The organism is Salinispora fenicalii, assembly GCF_000514815.1.
Lineage (GTDB): Bacteria > Actinomycetota > Actinomycetes > Mycobacteriales > Micromonosporaceae > Micromonospora > Micromonospora fenicalii.
On sequence record NZ_KI911473.1, the window covers coordinates 30,138 to 50,440 of the forward strand.

The following is a 20,303-nucleotide window of genomic DNA, read 5'->3' on the forward strand; positions in this document are numbered from 1 at the left end:
CCCCGCTCGGTGGTGGACCGCTGGAAGACCTGGGTCAGGGCACGCAGTTCGATGGGATCGCCGATCATCGTCCCGGTACCGTGCGCCTCGATGTAGGACAGCGTTTCCGCGCCGACACCGGCCTTCGCGAGGGCGTCGGCGACGACATCCCGCTGGGCGTCGGGGTTGGGTGTGGTCAGTCCCATGGTGCGGCCGTCGTTGTTCATCGCCGCGGCCTCGATCACGGCGAGGACACGGTCACCGGCGGCGAGGGCGTCGTCCAGGCGTCGGAGCAGCACCGCGCCGACGCCCTCACCCGGCACCAGCCCGTTGGCGTCGGCGTCGAAGACGTGGCAGACGCCGTCGGGCGACAGCGCCTGGGCCGCGCTCAGCGTCAGGTACGGTCTCTCGTCGAGGATCAGGTCGGCGCCGCCGACGAGCGCCATTTCGCACTCCCCGGTCAGGAGAGCCTGCCGGGCCAGGTAGACGGCCGATAGCGACGACGAGCAGGCGGTGTCCACGACGAGGTTGGGACCGCGGAGGTCGTAGGTCTGTGCCAGTTGCGCCGCGATGAAGTTCTGGTTCAGACCGGTGGCGGTGCCGCGGTGGGGCACGGTGATGCGGTGCGGGTAGCTACTGGTAGCGGCACCGGCGAACACGCCCACCCGGCGTCCGGCGAGTTCGGTCGGGCGGTATCCGGCGTCCGCGAAGGTCTGCGCCGCGCATTCGAGCAGGAGGCGGACGAGGGGGTCCATGTGGTCGGCGTACTCCGCACGGATGCCGAAGTGGTCCGGGTCGAATTCCTCGATGCCGGTGAGGAAGCCGCCCCACTTGCTGACGCTCATGCCGTCGCGGAGGGCCGGCGAGTAGAGGGTGGCGACGTCCCAGCGTGATCGGGGCACCTCGGTGACGCCGCTGCGCCCGGACCGCAGGAGATCCCAGAAGGCATCGAGGTTCTCGGCGGCGGGGTAGCGCCCGGCCATGCCGATGACCGCCAGGGGGTCTCCGGTGCCGCGGCGGTGGCCGGCCGCGGGAGCGGCAGCCGTCGCGGCAGCCCCGGCGGGTGGCGCGGCCCACCGGGTGACGCCGGCCCGATGGTGGTCGAGCAGGTACGCGGCGAGCCGGTCCACGCTCGGGTGCTCCAGGACCAGGGAGGGTTCCAGCGGCGCACCGGCAAGGACTTCCAGGTCAGGCACGATGGCGGCAATGAGGATCGAGTCGACCCCGAGATCTGCGAAGGTCATGTCGGCGGCGATCCGGGATTCGTCGAGCAGCAGGTGCCGGGCGAGCACACCTCGCAGGTGCCGCACGCAGCGAGCGTGCAGGTCCGACTGCTCGGGAGCGTTCTCTCGCGGTGGGGGCACGGCGTCGTCTCCGATGTCTGCCGGCGGATCGGCCGGGGACGGCTTGGCTCGCGCGGCGGCGACGACGCTGGTGTGGCCCACCGTCGCCATCGCGATGTCCAGCAGAGCCAGGCCCTGATCGCGGGTGAGTGCGGCGAAACCGCTTCGCCGGTAACGGTCGTTGGTCACCTCGCCCATTCCCAGGCCGGCCCAGCTTCCCCAATTGATGGAGAGGTACTTCGTCGCGCGGCCCGCACGGGTGGCCCGGGCCTGGGCGCGGGCCATAGCCGCATCGAGGTAGCCGTTGGCGCTGGCGTAGTCGCTCAGTCCGGCCGCAAGGTCGGTCACCACGGCGGAGAGCGAGGAGTAGCAGACGAAGAAGTCGAGGTGTTCAGGGCCGACGGCGTCGAGGAGGACATCGAGCGCCGCGCCCTTGGGCGTCCAACAGCGCTCGATCTCCGCGAAGCTCTTGTGCACAAAGGCCGGCGTGGGTCCGGTGACTCCGGCGGCGTGGATGACGCCGGCCACCGGCGACAACGCACCGACGAGGTTCCGCACGGCGGCCGTGTCGGTGAGGTCGCCGTGGTGCAGGGTGACGGCGGCGCCGGCCTCCTCGAGCCGCCGGACCGCCGCCACGCGGTGGTACCACGGATCGTCGGGTCCGAGGGCGTCCCAGGTTTCCCGTTCCGGTGCCGGACGCAGCCCGGCCAGCGCCAGCCGGCGGGCACCGCGGGCGGCAAGCAGCTCCGCGGTGGCCAGACCCAGGCCGCCGGTCCCGCCGGTGATCAGGTACGTGGCGTCCGCACGGACGGGTACGTCGCCGAGGTGGCCATCGCCGCGTCCCGGGCGGGACGACGGTGTCGCGAGGCGCGGCACGTGCCGGACGCCGCCGCGGTGCGCCACTTCCGCGCTGGTCGGTGACCCCAGCTCGGCCAGTGCGAGATCGAGCTGCCCGCTAACGTCGTCGCTGGGCAGGTCGACGTCGAGGGTGACGGTGCGCATGTTTCGGTACTCGGCGCCGACCGCACGCACGAGTGCCGCCAAGCGTGCGCCCGCAACCGCGGGTTCGGTGTCGCCGAGCGCGCTGACACCACGGGTGACATGCACGAACTGGACGGGTGTCGACCTGGCGTGTCGGGCCACGGCCTGCAGGACGCCGAGCCGGCCGGCCTCGGGGAGCGGGGTCGTGGAGGTGGCGTCGGCGAGGTCGACCACGTGGGTCAGGGGTCCGTGCTCCGCGATGATCTTTTCGGTGGCACCACGTCCGGCGTCGTGGTCGCCGAAGTCGGTCTCGTAGTCCGACGACGTCAGATTCGGCAGGGTGCTGACGGGGCGCATCACCAGCCACGTCGTGTGAGGATGCGCGGCGAGGGCGTCGAGCGCCGGCAGGCACGCGTCCGAGCTGAGGATGAGCAGGCACGTCGGCGGTTCCGCCGGCTCGGCCGCCGCCTCGGCGGGCGCCGGGCTCCACTGCTTCACGAGCAGCCGGGGCGTGACGTCGGTGGCCGGGCGCCCGCCGGTCGGTGCGGGGCTCACGGGAGCCGGCACGTCGGCCGGGGTGGTAGGCGGCCTCCGGGTCGGCGCGGGCCCCACCGCAGCCGGGACGTCGGCCGGCAAACCGTGAGCGGTGCTGTGGTCGAAGGGGTACGTCGGCAGGGGTACCCGCCGACGGCGTGGTTCCGTCGGCCAGGATATGTCGAGACCGCGCGCCCAGCGGTGGGCGGTGACCTGCGCGGTGTCTCCGGGTGCCGGTTCCGGTCCGTCGCCGACGTGCACGGCCGGGTGCCGGCCTCCCGCGAGGTGACGGTCGAGGAGGTCGGCGAGCTGCTGGCACGAGGTCGCCACGAGGGCGAGCCGGCACGGCAACGGCGTACGCCCGACCCGGGAGGTGTACGCGACATCGGCGATCGCCAGGGGCTCGTCGTCGAGCGAGCGGCGCAGCCGCCGCGCGTACCGGCGTAGTTGTGCGTCGGTGCGGGCGGACAGCACCACGACGTGGTCCTGGCCGGTGTCCGGCTCCGGCTCGGGTGCCGCCGGTGGTTCCCGCAGCACCGTGTGGGCGTTCGCGCCGCCGAAGCCGAAGGAGCTGATGCCGGCATGGCGGCCTGCCCGGCCGGGGTCCGGGTCGTCCGGCGCCCAGGGCACTGCCCGGTCGAGCAGCTGGAACGGGCCGTCACCGAGGTCGAGATGGGGGTTCGGGACCTGGCCGCTGGCATTGGGGGGCAGTACACCGTGGCGGAACGCCAGCAGCACCTTGAGCAGGCTCGCCATGCCGGCGGCGGACTCCAGATGACCGACGGTGCCCTTGACGGCGCCGAGGTGGCACCACGGCCGGCTGTCCGGGGCTCCGAGTTGCGCGAAGGCCTCCCGCAGCCCGGCCAGCTCCACCGGGTCGCCGAGTTTGGTGCCGGTGCCGTGGGTTTCGATGAAGGTGACGTCGCGGGGTGACACGCCCGCCTGGCGGAGGGCGGCGGCGACGACCGCGGCCTGGCCGTCGGGCCGGGGAGCGGTCAGGGAATGGCCGCGTCCACCGTGGTTGACGGCGGTGCCGAGGATGACACCATGCACGGTGTCGCCGTCCTCCAGGGCACGCGCCAGCGGCTTGACCAGGACCGCGGCGACGCCCTCGCTGCGCACGAAGCCGTCCGCGCGGGCGTCGAACGCCCAGCACCGTCCGGTGGGGGACAGCACACCGGTCAGGTCCAGGGAGGCGAACCAGTCAGTGGTCAGCAGGACGTTGACGCCGCCGACGATGGCCGACGAGCACTCGCCGTGGCGAACGGCGTTCACGGCCCGGTGCAGTGCCGTCAGCGAGCTGGAGCAGGCGGTGTCGATGGTCTCGCTGGGGCCGGTCAGGTCGAGCAGGTAGGAGACCCGGTTGGCGATGATGCTGTGCACGTGACCGGTGATGGTGTGCCCGGCGGTTTCCTCACCGGCGTCCTTGAGCAGTTCCGAGTAGTCGTGCAGGGTTGCCGCGGCGAAGACCCCGGTGGCGGTTCCGGCGAGGCGGCGCGGGTCGTACCCGGCATGTTCGACGGCCTGCCAGGCGGTCTCCAGGAACAGCCGTTGCTGGGGGTCCATCAGCCGCGCTTCGCGCGGGGAGATGCCGAAGAAGCTCGCGTCGAAGCGGGTGATCGCGTCGAGGTAGCCGCCCGGCCAGCCCGGCGACGACTCCCGTCCGGGGGGCGGTGCGCCGGTGACACAAGCACCGGTCATCAGCAGCCGCCAGTACTCGTCGAGGTCGGCGGCGCCGGGAAAGCGCCCGGCCATGCCGACGACGGCGATCGGTTCCTCCCGGGCGAGGGACCGCTCCGCAATGACCATGATCGGGTGCGCCGGGATGGTGGACGGCGGGCTGGTCGACGGTGCCGGGCTGCCGGGCGACGTGGGCTCCCCATACGTCGCCAGCTCGACGGCGGGGGCTACGTCGTGCTGCTCGACGAGCGCGGCTGCCAAGGTGTCCAGTGTGCGGTAGGTGAAGAAGACGACCGGGGTCAGGGTGAGCCCGAAGCGTTCGTTGAGCCAGTTGGTGAAGTCGGTGAAGAGCATCGAGTTGAAGCCGTAGTCGCCGAACTCGGCGGTGACGTCGACCGCGGCGGCGTCAAGCTTGACCAGCCGGGCGGCTTCGGTCCTGAGATCGCTCCGGACGGTGGTGACCAGGCTTTCCCGGCTGGGCCGCGGTGACGTGCTCCCGTTCGCTGCCACCCGCCGCTCCAGCGCCTGTTGGATCCTGGCCTGGTCGCCGTGACCGACGAGCACGGCTCCCGGCCCGCCGCCGAGCGCTTGCTCGAGGGCGCCGATCGCCGTGGCGTCGTCCATCGGTGTCAGACCGAGGGTGGTGCGGAAAAGACGGCGGGTGGCTTCGGGCATCACCATGCCGCCGTTCGCCCAGCTCGGCCAGAGGACGGAGAGTGAGATGCCCCGGCGGGCACCTTCGCGGACCCGCGCCGCCCGCCACGTGGCGAACCCGTCCAGGTAAGCGTTCGCCGCCGCGTAGCCGCTCTGGCCGGCGTTTCCGAACAGGCTGACAACCGACGACATGAGGACGAAGAAGTCCAGCTCGTCGTCAGCCGTGAGCCGGTCCAGCAGCACGGCACCAGTGATCTTCGGGGCGGTGACCCGCCGCACGGTGGCCTCGTCCTGCCCCGTGAACGCCCGATCGGCAGTGACGCCCGCGGCGTGCACGACACCGTGCAGCCGGCCGAAGCGCTGCCGGGCGGCACGCAGCGCCGACGCCAGTTCCTCCTCGTCGGTGACGTCGGCACGCAGGAACAGCACCTCCCCACCGTGCGCGGCCGCCGCGTCGCCGAGCGCCGTGAGCGCCGCCGGGGCCTCCGAGCGGCCGACGAGAACCACCCGGGACCGGTGGTGCCGCACCAGGTACCCGGCGATGATCCGGGCCGCACTGCCAGCCCCGCCGGTGATGACGTACGTGCCGCCGGGACGCCACGCCAGCGGGGCCGCGTCGGGCGCCGGAAGCCACCGTCGCACCGAGCGCAGGGTACCGGTCCAGCGAACCTCGTCGGTGCTGGCGGACGCCTCCGCGACCAGCATGTCGGGGCTGAGGGTCACGCCCTCGGAGGTGGTCACCCGTACCGCGCGGAAGAACGGGTTCTCGTGGGCGAGCGCCCGGGCGAAGCCGACGACGGTGGCCGCGGCCGGTGTGACGGAGTCGTCGGGTGTCGCCACCAGGTACGTGACGCGGCGCGTACGGGTCGCCAGCCGAGCTAGGTCCATGGCCGTGCGTAGCAGCCGCTCGGCGTCGTCGGGATTGTCGCCGAGGGGAGCCCGGCGGTCGACGACCACCAGCGACGAGGCGCCGGTAAGCCAGCGTTCGAGGGACGCCACGTCCGGGACGCTGGGCATTGCGCGCACGTCGGACGCACCGGGGTCCACGAGCGCCACGACGTCACCGTCGAGAGCCGTGGCGGAGGGGGGCTCCGGCTCCCAGACGGGCCGGTAGTGCACCGTCAGCTCCACCGCGACGGCCGATTCGGCTGCTGCGGCGGGCCGCAGCGCCACCGACAGCGGGAGCGGGAGCCGGACGGCGGCGAACGGATACCCCGGCAGCGGCACCCGCCGCCGGGACCCCCGGGGCAGCAGCGACGACCAGTCGAGGGTCGCACCGTCGACCCAGAGCCGGCCCAGTTTGTCCCAGCGCCGTGCCCGCACGAGCTTGCCCAGGGCCTCCGTGAGTTCCGGGCTTCCGTCGAACACCTCGGCGACCTGCGATCGGCGGCCGGCCTGCCCCCGCATCACCTCGGCGGGCCACTCCCCCACCCCGAGACGGTCGAGCACGTCGAGCAGGTGCTCGCGGTCGCGGGCCACGACCGCGGCGCGACACTCGAACGGCTGCCGTCCGGCCCGCAGGGTGTACGCGACGTCGGCGAGCGAGCAGCCGGCACCGTCCGTGCGGAGGTGCTCGGCGAGTCGCCGGCACACCTGCTGAAGCTGCTCCACGCTACGTGCCGACAACGGCACCGGCTCCGGGCCGTCAGCCACCACCGCATCCGTGGTGGCGGGCGCCTCGTCGATGACGAGGTGCACGTTGACGCCACCGGCGCCGAACGAGCTGACAGCGGCCCGCCGGGGCTCGTGCGACGCCGACCAGGGTTCCCGCGTGCGCTGTACCGACAGCGGTGTGCCGGCGAACTCGATGTGCGGGTTGAGCGCGTCGGCGTGCAGCGACGGTACGAGGGTGCGTTGATCCAGTTGCAGCAGCACCTTGGTCACCCCGGCGAGGGCGGCAGCCGCCTCCAGGTGCCCGATGTTGCTCTTGATGCTTCCGATCGGGAGGTGCCCGGCGGCTCCGCGCAGCCGCAGCCCCTCGGTCAGGCCGCGTACCTCGATGGGATCGCCGAGCGGTGTGCCCGTGCCGTGTGCCTCGATGTAGCCCAATGATCGTGGGTCGATGCCGGCGGCCTGCCACGTCGCGGCGATGAGATCCGCCTGCGCGGCCGGACTGGGCACCATGAAACCGTTGGTGCGGCCGTCGGTGTTCGTGCCGACGGCGCGGATCACCCCGTACACGTGGTCGCCGTCGGCGAGGGCGTCGCGCAGCGGACGCAGGACCAGGGCCGCCACGCCCTCGCTCGTGACCATGCCGTCGGCGGCCGCAGAGAACGGCTGGCAGCGCCCCCGTCGGGACAACATCCCCTGCTGGGCGTACTGGATCCGGCGTGCGGGGTGCAGGATGAGATTGGCGGCGCCCACTATCGCTGCCCGGACCCGTCCGGCGCGCAGGGCGTCGAAGGCGAGTTGCAGCGCGACCCCGGACGCCGAGCAGGCGGTGTCGACGACCAGGCTGGGCCCGGTGAGGTCGAGGAAGTGAGAGATGCGGTTGGCCAACTGGTACAGATCCGCGTTCGGATAGCGGGCGGTCCCGGACAGGGCGGCCGCGGCGTTGGCGACCGCGAAGTCGGAACTCATGGCGCCGATGTAGACGCCGGTGTCGCGACCGAGATCGTCGGGATGGCCGGCGTCCTCCAAGGCGTGGTAGGCGACTTGGAGCAGTAGTCGTTGCTGCGGGTCCATCGTCTCGGCCTCGGCCGGGGAGATGCCGAAGAACAGCGGGTCGAACTCGTCGATATCGTCCAGCACACCGCCCGCGGCGGTGTAGGTCTTGGCGCGGCCACCGTCCGGGGCGACGACGTCGTAGTCACCCCAGCGGACCGACACGTCCCCGACGAGGTCGTGTCCGTGCAGCAGGTGCCGCCACAACTGGCGCACGTCGCTGGCACCGGGGTAACGACCGGCGACGCCGACCACGGCGATACCGTCGCCCGGCTCGACCGCGGGCGGAGCCGACCGGGCCGGGCACGCGGCCGGCTGTGCAGGCGCGACCGGCCGGGTGGGTGCCACAGACGGGCCCGGCCGGGCACCGGGGAGCTGGGCGGCGATGTCGCCGAGCGTCCGATGCTCGAAAAACAGGGTGCGCGGCAGCCGCCCGAACGTCGCCTCCAGTGCGACCGTGGCATCGACGATCTGCAGCGAGCTGAGGCTCAACGACTCCACGGTCGTCGCCGCGTCCAGGGTGTCCGGTGCCTGGGAGCCCGCGACGGCGACGGCCTGGGTGACGGCGTTCAGCGCGTCGGCTGACACCGCAGCGTCCGAAGGTACCGGGGCGGCGCGGTCGACGTGGCGGCCCACCGCCGCGATGTCGTGGTACTCGACCGCGATTCGGGCCAGTGCGGCGAGCTTGCGGATATCGACCGGCGCCGCCGGCGTCACTTTGGCTGGTGCAGCGTCGACGGGGCGTGGTGCCTCCTGCGGGGTGAACCGTGCCGCCGCGGCGGTCGCCACCGCGGCGCGGTAGACGATCCGCTCGTCGCTGTCCACGGTGCCGGTGCCGAGCACCGCGTCGAAGAACCGGCGCGCGGGCGTGTTGCGGCTGGTAGGCACCAGGACGGCGTCCACCTGCGCATCCGGTGGCCACCGGTCCGCCACGCGGGACAGCAGTGTGTGTTCCACGCCCTTACCCATGGCCCGGCAGCTGAGCAGGAAGGTGTCGAGTTCCACCCGGCCGGCCGCGGTCATGCTCATCGCGACGCCGACCAACCCGTAGTCACCGAACCGGTCGACGGCGTGCGCGACCCAACACTGGTTGCCCTCGCCCAGCCAGCGGCGGATCTCCGCCTCGGTGCGCCGGACCCCGGACAGGTTGAACTGGTTGGTGCGCTGTGTCAGCTGGGCGACCCGGTCGAGTTCCTCCGGACGCGCCTCATGGACATCGACGCGTAGGTCCAGACCCGCGAGGAAGTCCTGGAAGGTCAGCGCGGTGTCGGCGAGGTCCCGTCGGCGGCGTTCGGCACGGTAGGAGTCGTTACGGAGCCGGTCCGCGTCGGTGACGCCGGTCCGGTCGAAGGCCCAAACACGACGCAGGATCCCGGGGATCTGTTGGTCGTCGGCGGGCAGTGTCAGGGCCAGGACGCCGGGGTGGGCGGCGGCCACCTCCGCTGTCTCCATCGGGTTGTCGTCGAGCAGGACCATGCTGTCGACACCAATGCTGAGCTCGTCGGCCAGTTCGGTCAGGGACATAGACTTCGGGTTCCAGGTGATACGTCGGGCGGCGACGTGTTCCGGCCGTAGCGGCATCCCAGGGTGACGGCGGAAGACCGCGTCGACGTCCTCGGCGGTGTTCTTGCTAGCGAGGCAAATCAGGACGCCATCGTCGTGGAGCCGGACGGCCCACTCCTGCAGCGCACGGTGCCCCGCGGTGACGGTGACACCGTCCGGTCCGGTTTCACCGCAGACACCACGCCAGAGGGTGTTGTCACAGTCGAGCACCAGGGCTTTGAAAGGCGGCACCAGCGCCGCGTGGACGCGGCGCATGACCGTCACGGCGAGCGCGTGGAAGCCCTCGGCGGTGTACGGGATGTGCGCGAGCTGCTCCCGGGCCGGGTCGAAGGGTGTCGGTACGTCGTACCCGTCGGCCCAGTCCGCGCTGCCGACGACGAGTACGCCCAGGTCGCGCAGCCCCGCGCCGAGCCGGTCCGCGCGCCCGCCCTGCCCGGCGTCGTCGTTCGAGGGACACAGGACCACGACCAGGGGTGCCACCGCACGGTCGAGGTAGGTGCGCGCCGCGGCCACGAAGTCGTCGACCGGCTGCTCGCCGGGGGGCCAGTCGGACAACCGCAGCAGCGCGACGTTCACGCCTTTGCCGTTGATGGCGAAGACGCTGCCCGGGTCGAGCAACTGCTGGAAGACCTGGGCGTATGGAGCGGCCCGCACACTCAGGTCGAGCGCCAGATCCTCGGTCCACCGCTCGAGGAGCGGTATCAGCGGATCGACGGCGAAGGTCGCCGCCACCGCAAGGGTGCCCGCCTCAGTCCTGGTGTCACCGTCGGGGGTGGGCACGGGGAACTCCTCGACGAGCCCAGGTTCGCCGGAGCCGATCCGCCGCACGAGTGCGACCGCCGCGAGTTCCGGGTCGAGGGGCTGCTCCGCACCGAGCGCGGAGTCGGCGAAGGTGGTGGCGAGCCGGGGCGGCCGTGCGATCAGGGTGCGGATGCCCGGATGCCGCGACGCCGCGGTCCGCACCATCGACTCGAGAGCGTGCTTGGCGGTGACGTAGTGGTCCAGGCCCCGGGGAGGGCGGTGGACGTATGCGGAGGAAATCGCCACCAGCCACCCGGCGCGCTCGGCCAGCGCAGCGGCGAAGGCGGACAGCGGCGTCTGGGACACGGCGATCGCCTCCGCGGTGTACGCGGCGGATCGCGGACCGAAGGCGGGGTCGGTGGGGTGCTCCTGCACGGGGGGACCCGCGTTGAGCAGCAGCAGGTCGAGCCCACCGTGCTCTGCCGCGATGGTTCCGGCGAGACGCTCACACCAGCCCGCGTCGGCCACGTCACCTTCGACGAGGCGAATCCGATGGGCGTCGGTGCCCATCGCGGCCGCCATCTCGCGGGCCTCGCCGCCGCTGCGCGCGAACGCCGCATACACCTCACAGCCCGCGACCGCCAAGGCTTGGGTGAGCGCGGCGCCGAGCCCGCGGCTGCCGCCGGTCACCAGGGCGACCTTGCCAGTCAGCGAACCGGGCGGGTCGGCGAGCAGCCGCCGGATGCGCGCGGTGTCGGGGGGCCGGTGTTCACGGCGGACGAAGGTCATCACGTCGACCTCGGCGCCGCGCGTCCCGGTGGACAGTCGACCAGCCAGGCGCACCCGCCGGTAACGGTTGTCGACATCGACGACCGCACCCTCCGCGGTGAAGCCGTCGCCGGTCGGGTCGCCGCCGAAGGTCGCCGCGATGGCGCTGATGAGGGCGGCACGCCCTGGTACACGCATGCCGGCGAGGTAGCTGGCCCAGCTGAGAGCGGCGACATGCTCAACGTCGACGCCCACAGCGTGCAGACTCAGTTCCCGGACGAGATCGTCGAGGCGCGCCCAGTCCGGCTGGTACTCCTGGCCTAGTGGCCCGGCGTCGGCCATCTCCTCGATCGGCGGTGTGTCGGCTTCGGTGACGCTGGACGGCCGTCCGCCGGTCGGTGCCTGGGCGAGATCGGCGCCGGTGTGCTCGGCGGTGATCTCGATGACCGTGCGGGTCCCGTCGAGGACCCGCAGGTGCAGGTGGTCCCCGTTCTCCTCGGCGGCGACCTCGTATTCCGTGTCCGGAAGGACCGGGTACCGGAAGCTGGCCCTGAGTCGGCGCAGGCAACGGCCGGTGCGAGCCGGACCGTGTGACAGCGCTACCAACAGGGCCAGCACGCCGTGCGCCACGGGCCGGCCGAAGGGCGTCTTGTGGGCGTAGGCGGGGTCGACGTGCAGGGGACTGACGTCGAGGCTGGCCGAGGCGAACTCGGCGACCAGGGTAGCGGGCACGCGGAAGCGCACCCCGTGGATCGGCTGGTGCATGCGAACAGGCTCCTCGGGCCGTTTCAGAGGCCGGCGGCGGCGGGCGTGCGGAGGGCTTCGATACGTTTGATGAGTCCGGTGAGCACCGTGCCGGGGCCGACCTCGCGTACGGCGGCGTTGGGGTGGCCGAGTAGGTGGTCGATGGTGTCGCTCCAGCGAACAGGGCTGGTGAGCTGTCGTACGAGCAGGCCGGCGACATCGCCGTCGTACGGCAGCGCGGTGACGTTGGAGACGACGGGTATTTTGAGCCGGGACAGCACCCGGCGGCCAAGGAAATGGGCGAACTTCTCCGCGGCCGGTGCCATGTACCGGGAGTGGAAGGCGCCGGTGACCGGCAGGGTCACAACGGTGGCGCCACGGTCCTGCAAGGTGCGGCTGACGGCGGCGACGTCCGGCGGCGGGCCGGAGATGACTGTCTGGTCCGGGGCGTTGAGATTGGCGATGTCGACGCCGACGCCCTCCGGGCCGTCGAGGGCGTCACGGACGGCTTCCAGGGAGAGACCGATGATCGCGGCCATGGTGCCCGCGCCGACGGCGCCCATCAGCCGGGCACGCTCGCGGACCACCTCCAGACCGGTCCGGAAATCGAAGGCGCCGCTGGCGAACAGCGCGACGTACTCACCGAGGCTGTGCCCGGCGACGATGTCGGGAATCACCCCGCTGGTCCGCACCTCGTCGATGTAGGAGAGCGCGCCGACGACGTACATCGCGCACTGGGTGTAGCGGGTGTCGCTCAGCCGGTCCGGCGGTCCCTGTAGGCACAGCTCGACGATCGAGTATCCCAGGACGGAATCGGCCTGCCGGACGAGGTTGGGATACTTCGGGAACAGCTGGTTGCCCATGCCGACTCGGTGCGAGCCCTGCCCGGGAAACACGAAGGCGGTGGTCATGGTCGGTTCTGCCCCCCGTACGGTAGCTCCGATGGCCCGGCGAACGCCGTGACCCGTTCCGTCAGCAGCTGCGCGGCACCGCTCATCAGGAATTCCGCGATGTCGTCGACGTGACGGTTGCGCCAGTCCTCGCGTCCGGTGCCGCGCAGCAGGCCGTTGAGCGCGCCCATCGCCGGTCCGCAGTTGATCTGGTAATCCACCCGCGACTCGTCCGAACCGCTCATCGCCAGGCGGATGGACCGCACGAAGTAGGCCTTGAACACCAGCAGCATCTTGAACTTGGGATCCGTCCGCGCCCGCTCCAGCGCCGCGGGGTTCGATCGGGCGTGGTAGGCGGCGGTCTCGTCCCATACCTCGTCGAAGCTGCGCCGGTAGTACTTGCGCTGCACCTGCTCCGCGGTGTGCGGATCGATCTCGTCGAGCGACCCGTACCTTTGGTAGAGCTCGTACAGCTTGTTGGCCCGCGCCGGGTAGAACAACCCGCGGCGGAGAACCTGCGCCCGGGTGCCGGTCTCGAGCATGTCGCCAGCGGGCACGATGGTCATGTCGTGCACCGAGGCGTGCTGCAACATGTCCTTGACCGGCTCGCTCGTGCCCGCCTCGACGGTGCACTGGTTGACGCTTCCGGTGAGTACGAAGTCGGCGCCCATGACGAAGGCGGCGGCGACGGCTGCCGGTGAACCGAGGCCACCGGCGGCGCCGACACGGATCCGACCGACCGCCGGGTTCCGGCGAGTTGCCTCAGCACGCATGCGAAGCGTGTCCGGCAGGAGGGTCACCAGCGGCCGTTGATCCGTGTGACCACCGGAGTCGGCCTCGGCGCACAAGTCGTCCACCATGGGGATCTGTGCGCCGAGGGCCGCCTCCTCGGCGGTGAGGTGTCCGTCGGTCACCAGCCGCCGCAGCACGTCCTGCGGAGGGGGTGCCAGGAATGCCTCGGTGACCTCCGGGCGACTCACCTTGGCCATGACGTGGTGGGGCACCACGACCCTGCCACCTCGGTCTCGGTGGATCCCGGCGACCCGGTAGCGGACCAGGGCTGGGGTGGGGCGGATGAAGGAGGCCGCTTCCACCCGTTGCACACCTTGCTGCAGAAGCGCGTCGACCGTCGCCATCTCCCCTACGGGATTCTCGTTGCTGGCCAACAGGTTGAGGCCGAACGGACGATCAGGGGCCTCCTGCCGGATCCGCCTGACTGCGGCAGCGATCCGCTCCGGCGACAGGCCACCCGCACCGAAGTACGCCAACATCCCCGCGCGGGCCATCCGGATGACCATGTCCTCGGAGGCCACCGCCTTGTACATGGAGCCGGCCACGTAGGCGTATCGCACCTGGTGGGCGTGCCGGAAGTCCGCGCTCCCGAGCACGGCGGCGGTGATGCGTAGCTGCTGCGGTACGCGTTCGACGACGTCGGTCACGGATGCCTCCACCCGGATGTCAACCCCGGCCGCCTGCAGCGACGCGCTGCTCGTGACGACTGAGAATCTTCGGCATCTCGGCGCTGACGAACCTCAGGAACCTTTCCAGGTTGCGCAGCCGCCGTAGCCGTTGCTCCGGCTCGTCGCGCAGAGCGTCGAGACCGGCAGCGGCGACGCGATGGAAGTCGTCGAACTCCGCGAAGATGCCCATGACCTTCGGCCCCCAGCTGTTCTCCCGCAGCCAGACGACGTAGTCCTCCTCGTCGAGCTTGCCGTCACGCTCGAAGACGCTGACCGGATCACCGTCGGGCGTGAGCTGGTCGACGATCCGGTCGACCTCCTCGCGGGAAACGCCGAGAGCGGCCACGATCTGCGATGCCGCCTGCCGGGGAGGGTCGCAGATCATGAGCCATCCGACGACCCGGCCACGGTCGTGTGGCATACCGTCGTTGTCGTAGTAGTACTGTGCGACTTCCTCGACGAAGGCGCGTTCCTCGTCGGTGGGCGGCGTCACGGCTTGCGTCGTCATCTCATTGTCCTTTCGTGAACCGGTCAGGCCGGAGTGGGCTCGGCGGACTGTTGCTGCCACCGGCGGCTCATGTCGGCCAGGTCGGGCACGATGCTGGAGAACAGCTCCTCGATGTCGGCGACGCGTCGCCTCCGTTCGGTTGAAGCGTCGTCGAGGACGCGTAACCCGTGCCGGAAGATTTCGAGGTACCGTGGCCAACTCGCGAAGGTGTGCGACACGACCTTGGTGTAGCCGTCCTCGACCAGGCGGTACCGGCGAGGCTGGCCGGGTTCGTCGATCTCCTCGTAGAGCTCGACGAGGACGAGTTGCTCGATGAGCTGCTCGATCTCCTCTGGCTTGATCTCCAGAACGGCGCAGATGTCGTCGATGCTCTGTTCCGGGGGGTCAGAGATGATCATCCAGGCCATCGTTCGTGCCTTCGGCCAGGTGAGGCCGTGCGCCTCGTGGTAGTGGGTGGCGACGCCGTCGATGAACGTCCGTTCCGCCGCCGTCAGAGTGGTGTTGGTGTCCGTCACGGGGACGTCCTCCCTGCGCCTTGGGATATCAGGAGTGGGTTCGTGGAGCGACCACGCTCCGGACCAGCCTCTCCGACGCGGGGATCAGACACCCCCGGGACAACCCCTAGCAACAACCCTAGGTGATGAAATTTTCACAACTGGCGACCGTTGCGAGTCGCGCAGGCTCAGTGGCTGGGACCAGCCGAAGAAGGGCTCACCTGACACCCCGGACCATCGGGCACGGCAATTCCATCAATAGCGATCTTGCTGACACGTGCGGCAGAATCCGGACCGCGCGAGCGCGCTTCGACGCGATCGTCCCATCGCGACCACGTTCGGCCGATCACCGCGCGACAGCTGCGTGTCGACTCCAAACAGGGGCGGCCACCGCCACCTGGACGCGTATTACCGAGGCGCCGGACGCCTCCCCCCACGACGCCACGAACCGCCGTGTCAGGCGCACCGCCCCCGACAATCGGAGACCTCGATGCCCGCCGCCCCCGTCCGCCCCGCCGTCGACAAGGCCCTCCCTTATCTCATCGGCTGCTTCTTCTTCTCGCTGGGCGCGTACTTCTTCATCGCTTCGCACCTCGGCACCGACCCGCTCGATACGTTCGCGATCGGCCTGCTGCCTCACATACCGGCGACGATCGGCATCGCGCAGGCCGCCGTCGCGGTCACCTGCGTGTCCATCGTCGCCGTATGGACACGTCGCCGTCCGGCTCTCCCCGCTGCTGACGTTCTTCCTCTGCGGCAGCGTCATCGACGTCCTGCTGACCCTCGACCCGGTTCGTCTTGCTCCGACACCCGCAGCGGCGTTGCTCGCGGCGGGCACCACGTGCTGCGCATACGGTTCGGCGCTGATCATCATGAGCGGGTTCGACATCCGGGCGATGGACCTTCTCGCGATCACCATGGTGGAGCGATGGCGGTGGCCGTTCTGGTTGGCGAAGGGCGTGCTCGAACTGACCCTGCTCGCAGCGGGATGGCTGATGGGCGATCCGGCTGGGGTGGGGACGCTCTGCTTTCTGGTCGGCGTCGACCTGCTGATCCAGCCGCTGATGTGGCTAAACGCCACCGTTCTGCGGGTGCGGAACCTGGGGCTGCCACCGCACCTGGCCCCGACCGGCAGTGGCCTCACGTGACGTCACAGACCGAACGGGAAGGGTCAAGTTCTCCGAGTTTTCTGAAACCTCGGTAGAGTGTGGGAGGAGAGAACGGGGGCACGATGACGACGGAGGCTCGCGATGCGGCCGAGCGACTGGCACTCACCCTGACCAAGGGGGGCATGCAGCGCATGCTGGCTCGGGTCCTGGCGGCGCTGCTGTTCGCCGAGTCGGAGACCGTCACCGCCGGCGACCTGTGCCAGTGGCTGCAAGCCAGCTCGGGCACCGTCTCCATGTCCGTGAAGGCACTGTCGTCCGTCGGCTTGATCGAACGCGTGCCGGTCCCTGGCAGCCGTCGCGAGCACTTCCGCTTCCGCGACAGCGCCTGGGCCATTCTGATGTCCAGCCAGAACGAGGTCGTCAAGGCCATGCAGGAGGAGGCGGAGCGCGCCATAGAGGCCGTCGGGGCAGACACCCGGGCCGGCCAGCGGCTGCGTGAGATGCACGACTTCTACAGCTATCTGATGACCGAGCTTCCGGCGGTGATCGATCGCTGGCACGCTAGCCGGCGGCCCACCGGCTAGCGGATCCGGCGCCTACGGCACGAACGCTCGGCGCTTCGAGTTCCGGCATGTCTCGCGCCATTTCGCCCTGCCCGGTTTGCCAAATATGGCCGGGCAGGGCGATCTCTTTCTTTTTACATATACCTTCCTCTAAATGGGGTTGCGGTGATGCGGGGATCTCCGCATACTATCGAGACTGGTGTGCCGGGAAGTCTGGTCGGCGTCTTATTGTCACGCGCAAAGGACCTGACATGGAACGGCAAAATGCCGCTAATCCCCCAGCCGCCATACGAAAATTGCAGTGCACGAGCCACGCCGTGACGTCCGCGCGCCGGCCGATCGCTTCCGCGGCGGGGCCGCCTCTCAGCAAGCCGCACGCGTCGCACCGCGGCACCACACCAGCCCTCCTCACGTGCTGGCCACCGACCCCCGGGACATCCGGCACCTCCGCCGTTCCGACGGCCGATCGCCCCCCGTGACCTCTTCCATGCCCAAGGGACAGTCGCACTCCGCCGGCCGCGAAGGCCGCATGGCGGACGCCGCAGCGACCTCGCCGATTGGTCGCACCACCTATCGATGGACACCTCGGGGGGGACACGTGCCACATCACCGCACGATCCTGCACGGCCGTGAAGACGCACTTCGCATTATCGATGAATTTCTTACGGATGTGGGAAGCGGCACCGGGCGGGCCATCGCCTTCGAGGGGAATGCAGGAGTCGGCAAGTCGGCGACACTACGCAAGCTACGCGAAGACGCTCAACACAAAGGACTTCAGATCCTTCGCGCGCGCGGCACGGAATTGGAATGTGATTTCCCCTGGGGCGTGGCGCGGCAGCTATTGGAATTCTGCAGTGACATCACGGCGCCCGATCAGAGATTCGCCGTACTGCGCGGGCCGGCAGAGCTGGCGAGCGAGTTGCTGTCGCAGAAGGTCCCCGAGGCGCCTAGAACGCTCGAGTTGCATCCCACCGTGCACGGTCTGTACTGGGTCTGCCGCAATCTGTCCCGCCGACGGCCCTTGGTGATCGTGGTTGACGACGCCCACTTCGCGGATATCGAGTCGCTCAACATGCTGGCCTACATAGCCAACCGGCTCGAAGACGGAAGCATCGGCCTCGCGTTCACCACCGGCCCTCTCGACGTGATCCATCGGGGTGAGTTGGTCGCGGCGGTGGCGACCGGACCCTCCGCACGGCTGGCGCGGCTGGGAACACTCGACGTCGACGCCATCGGCGCATTGATCATGGAACACTTCGAAGGCGTCCATACCGAGCCCGAATTCGTAGAAGCCTGCTACGCCCTGTGTCAGGGCAACCCCCGCTTCGTGAAGGAAATCCTCGCCGAGGCCGTGACTGCTGGGATCAAACCCACTGCCGAGGATGTCGGGAATCTCTACGACGTCGCTCCACGACGTATCACCGTGCACGTGCTGCACCGGCTCAACCGCCTCGGGCCGCTCGTGCGCCGCGCCGCGCAGGCCGTAGCCGTTCTCGGGCCGGACGCGGACGCCCGACGCTGCGCTTCGGTCGCCGAGATGAACACCTCCACGTTCACCGGCGCGGCCAGAACCCTCATCGACGAGCAGATCCTGCACGCTGCACTGCCGTTCGCCTTCTCTCATCCAGTCATCCAGTCAGTCGTCTACGACAGCCTCACGCCGAAGCAACGACACACCGCTCATCATCTGGCCGCACGTGCGCTCAGCGGCACCGGTGGAAGCCTGGCCACAGTCGGGGCGCATCTGCTGCGCACTCTGCCCGGTGCGGATCGTTGGGTCGTCGATATGCTTGCCGCCAGCGCGGCGGACGCCACCTGCCGAGGGCTCCCCCGTCAGGCCGCGGCTCTCCTGCGTCGAGGTCTCGCCGAGCCACCGAACGACACCGTGGCCGCAAGGGTGCTCGTCGATCTCGCAGCCGCCGAGCTGTGCTCCGGTGACAGCGCTGCGCTCAGCCATCTGTATGAAGCGCTGCAGCACCCCGCCGATGAGGATCTACACCATCGTGCTCGTCTACTGCTCGCCGGGGCTCACCTGGCCCAGGGCCGCTACGACGCCTGCCGCCGGATCGTCCACCAGGGTCTGCAACGAGGCCAGTCGGCACAGCACACCGTATTCCAACGGCTACGCGAATTCTCGGCTGCTCTCGACGACCTCACCCCTCGGCCATCCGCCGGCGACGCACCAGAGCCAACGCCGCCGCGACGCGGACCCGCACTACGGGCCCTACGAGGGCTGGGCAGCGGTATGAACGCCGCGCGGGTCAGAGTTCTGGCCGAACTAAGCCTTCGTCCTACCAAACCCCAGACGGGGCTTGACCATCCCTTACCCGAGGTCTGCCTCGCCGCATGGACACTGTGCCAGGCAGGTCAGCCCCTGAGGGCGGATGCTGTGCTGCGTGGCCCCGCAGGCCAGGCACGTGCCGCCGGTTGTCTGCTGACCGCGCAGGCAGCAACGGCGGTCAGTGCCCTCGCCGCTCTAGACCTGGGAGAGCTCGCAACGGCAGAGACACTCGCATCGCGAGTCCTTGCCGACTTCTCGCACGACACCCTCGTCACGCCAGCCGTATGGCTGGCAGCCTCGACGGCTGTCCAGGTCCTGATCGAGCTCGACTGCCCGGCTCGGGCGCAGACCGTGCTGGACTCTCTGCTCCGCGCCGGCGGCCCGCCCGATGCGGCGTTCTGCGATCAGCTCGCCGTAGCGCGAGCAGCACTCAAGATCAGCCAAGGGAAGGTGCAAGCGGGCACGTCAGAGTTGCTCAAGGTCAGAAAGGCTGCCATCGATCGTTGCTGGCACCATCCCGGGCTCACCGCGCAGTACATCGTTCCACTCACCGAGGGCCTGATCGCCACAAGCCGTGAGCGGCAAGCGGACCTTGTCACCGCTGAGGAGCTACTCCGCGCGCGCAGATTCGGGGCACCCCGGCCGATCGCCGCCGCGCTACGGGCACGAAGCCGGGTCTTGCCACCGCACCAGGCGATGACGGACCTGCAACATGCTCACGACCTGATGGCCACGACGCCATACCGGCTGGATCAGGCCAAGATCGAGGTGGACACGGGCACCCTGTTGCGCCGGACGGGACGACGCACCGAGGGCCGAGAGCGTCTGCTCCATGGCTTGGTGGGTGCTGAGCGATGCGAGGCGACGGCCTTGATCGAAACCGCCCGCAGCGAACTCCGCCTGGCCGGCGCCCGCGCGGCGACCGCAACCACCGCCCAAGTACTGACCCCTGCCGAACAGCGGGTCGTCGCCAAGGCGAGCGAAGGCCTGACCAATCGCGAAATCGCCAAGACGCTTTTCGTCACCGTCAAGACCGTGGAATGGCACCTCGGGCAGGCATTCCGCAAACTGGGCATCCGACGTCGCAGCGAACTGGCGCAAGCACTACCCGACGTGCCCGTCGGCAGTGACAAGAAAGCCGGCTGAGAGGATCCGGTTCGGACGGTTTCCCTTTGGTTGGTCGCCATGCCTTTCGTGATGCTCGCCTGAGAAGTTTGTTCGACCACGCAGGCCTGCCGGTGCCCGGTGAGGCAGCCACAGCGTGAGCCGGGGTGTACCCAACGGCGCCGTCGGCCACCTGGCGGAAACTGCTGACCACCGGCCCGGCACCCCACCGCCGTAGCCCGC

8 protein-coding genes (1 of these 8 only partly in view) are annotated in these 20,303 nt (G+C 70.1%); 3 read left to right on the top strand and 5 right to left on the bottom strand.

Annotation, left to right across the window (positions count from 1 at the left end; genetic code table 11):
- The 5 genes in view from B116_RS25765 to B116_RS0122900 are tightly spaced (at most 23 nt apart) and all read right to left on the bottom strand, a layout consistent with a single transcriptional unit that may run on beyond the window.
- Positions 1–11,672, bottom strand: the 5' portion of a protein-coding gene (locus tag B116_RS25765) for an SDR family NAD(P)-dependent oxidoreductase (protein ID WP_050591913.1). Its footprint begins 424 nt before the window's first position; only the first 11,672 of its 12,096 coding nucleotides appear in the window; its start codon is at positions 11,670–11,672; its stop codon lies off the left edge, out of view.
- A gap of 23 nt (positions 11,673–11,695) precedes the next feature.
- Complete coding sequence (fabD, locus tag B116_RS0122885) at positions 11,696–12,562, bottom strand: ACP S-malonyltransferase (protein ID WP_027661436.1); 867 nt, start codon at positions 12,560–12,562, stop codon at positions 11,696–11,698.
- Positions 12,559–13,980, bottom strand: coding sequence for a PfaD family polyunsaturated fatty acid/polyketide biosynthesis protein (locus B116_RS0122890; RefSeq protein WP_018722428.1), 1,422 nt, complete (start codon positions 13,978–13,980; stop codon positions 12,559–12,561). Before B116_RS0122890 ends, fabD begins: the two co-directional genes overlap by 4 nt.
- 19 nt (positions 13,981–13,999) lie before the next feature.
- Positions 14,000–14,509 carry a hypothetical protein gene (locus B116_RS25770; RefSeq protein WP_033667812.1) on the bottom strand — a complete coding sequence of 170 codons (510 nt, stop codon included), beginning with the start codon at positions 14,507–14,509 and terminating at the stop codon, positions 14,000–14,002.
- 23 nt (positions 14,510–14,532) lie between these two features.
- Positions 14,533–15,024 carry a hypothetical protein gene (locus B116_RS0122900; RefSeq protein WP_027661437.1) on the bottom strand — a complete coding sequence of 164 codons (492 nt, stop codon included), beginning with the start codon at positions 15,022–15,024 and terminating at the stop codon, positions 14,533–14,535.
- A gap of 851 nt (positions 15,025–15,875) precedes the next feature.
- Between B116_RS0122900 and B116_RS27730 the strand changes: the two genes are divergently transcribed.
- From B116_RS27730 to B116_RS0122915, 3 genes are all read left to right on the top strand, one after another.
- Positions 15,876–16,151 (top strand): hypothetical protein, encoded by a 276-nt coding sequence (locus B116_RS27730; protein WP_155255781.1) that lies wholly within the window; start codon positions 15,876–15,878, stop codon positions 16,149–16,151.
- A gap of 83 nt (positions 16,152–16,234) precedes the next feature.
- Positions 16,235–16,696, top strand: a complete 462-nt coding sequence (locus B116_RS0122910) for a GbsR/MarR family transcriptional regulator (protein WP_018722424.1) — start codon at positions 16,235–16,237, stop codon at positions 16,694–16,696.
- Positions 16,697–17,204: 508 nt separating this feature from the next.
- Positions 17,205–20,102 carry an ATP-binding protein gene (locus tag B116_RS0122915; RefSeq protein WP_188116069.1) on the top strand — a complete coding sequence of 966 codons (2,898 nt, stop codon included), beginning with the start codon at positions 17,205–17,207 and terminating at the stop codon, positions 20,100–20,102.
- Positions 20,103–20,303: the final 201 nt, after the last annotated feature.